At 50.2% G+C, this 1735-nt stretch carries 2 protein-coding genes; both read left to right on the top strand.

Annotation, left to right across the window (positions count from 1 at the left end; translation table 11 throughout):
* The coding region (locus ACN0IC_RS15285) for a hypothetical protein (protein ID WP_416879612.1) at nt 1-1051 on the top strand (1051 nt) is incomplete at its 5' end.
* 29 nt (nt 1052-1080) lie between these two features.
* Nucleotides 1081-1735: hypothetical protein (locus ACN0IC_RS15290; protein ID WP_416879613.1), on the top strand; the 655-nt coding region annotated here is incomplete at its 3' end.

Here is a 1735-nt window from a genome sequence, read left to right on the forward strand (position 1 = left end):
GACCAGCATAATCACTTCCGGGCACAAGGAGAGAGTCAAGATGCTAGCTGTGATGTGCTTCACTGGGCCCGCCAGTACTAGAGCCAAGACCATTGGGGCTAAAACTGATGCTTTCAAGAATGCTTTGGATGTGAAGGACTACTTTGAGAAAACAGTTTGCCCTATGTTTTCTCCTCAGTCTGATACTTTGCAATCTAGGAATGAATACAATCAGTTGAAGCAGTTGGTTGGGGAGTCTACTCTGTCTTTTGCTACCACCAAAATAGCTCTTTGGACAGCAGCATATTCGGAGAAGGATCGTTCCTTTGACCAGCTTAGAAGAGACTTCATCAGCAAACTTCTAAATAAGGAAGTTGCAAGAAAGCTGCATGAGAAGGAGTGCACCACTCCTGAGCAGCTCATTGCTGAGTCTGCCAAGCTGGCTGCCCTGGAGAGAGAGGCAGTGACGTTGGGTGTGGCCCGTTCCACCAACATGGACGGCCTCGCCACCAGCCAGATCCCGTATGACCAGAGCTACGGGTATGTCAAGCACACTAGAGGGGCCAGCAAAGGATATGATCCAAATGCCATGGACCTCACCACCATCACCACCCCCAAGGACTCCACCTGTAACTGGTGCCAGAAGAAAGGGCACTGGGTGAGGGAGTGCAATGCCAGGCTCAGGGGACTCCCTCGCCAGGCCAAGGCTCCAGCAGGAAGAGGACGTGGGGGAGGACGAGGTGGATACTCAGGAGGAGGAGGTGGACGACAGAGGCCCCAACAAGGACAGCCACGCCCTCAGCAGGGCCGAAAGGCTGGACCTGACGAGTGTTTGTATTGCTTTATGAAAAACCACCGAGTGAAGGATTGTTTGAAAAAGAAAGCAGACACAGCAGCCAGGGGAGGAGCAGGTAGAGGAGCCAGGGGAGGAGGCAAGACTCGCCCTGGGGTTGGCAACATTGAGGGGGAGGACCCCAATGACGCATCTGCCTATGAGATTGAGACCTACCCCGGGCAGGGAGAGCAGGAGGGACACAATTCCATCCAGGATTTTCAGAACCTGAGGGCCTGAATCATGCCTGTGGAAACCCAAATGACTCAATGGAAAATGAAAGCTATGTAGGGATGCCAGACCTGGCAGAAAGTGATGGCGAGGAGGAGGATTCTGGAGGCGGAGACTCTGATAGTGATAATGAAGATATGGACCAATGCACACGTGCACGTGTATCTGTCAGTTCCAGAGAAAATCCAGTAATCCCTTGCCTGCAGCATATTGGCCAGGAAGACACTCTGAACAAAATGCATTTTCCCCACATTCCTGAAAGCAAAATCCACATAAAAGTGAATGGTCAAAGTTATTTGACTCAATTAGACAGTGGAAATACAGTTTCAGGTGGCCTAGTAATAAGTGAGACATTGCATAATTCCCTTGATGTTGGTTTTAGAGAGACTCTTGACGAAGAAGTGACTACAGCCAATGGGAAAATGAAGACACTGGGGGTGTCTAATGCAGTGCAGGTCACAATCCCAGGGGTGAAAACTATGTACAGGATGTACCCCAGGGTAATGACAGGTTTGTCTTCCCCAACCAATCTGGGGATGGATTTTTTAAAGCAGACTGCAAGTGGAATTTCGTGTAGAAGAAGGAACCAGCCAGTCCTGTTAATCAGGGACAAGGGCATAGAACGAGTGATTCCATTGGTGGCTTCTATCCATGGGAACAGTAGTGGTGATCCAGTGGATCAGGAGACCTTCA

Origin of the sequence: Litorimonas sp., from assembly GCA_029936425.1 — a bacterium.
Classification (GTDB): Bacteria; Pseudomonadota; Alphaproteobacteria; order Caulobacterales; family Maricaulaceae; genus Litorimonas.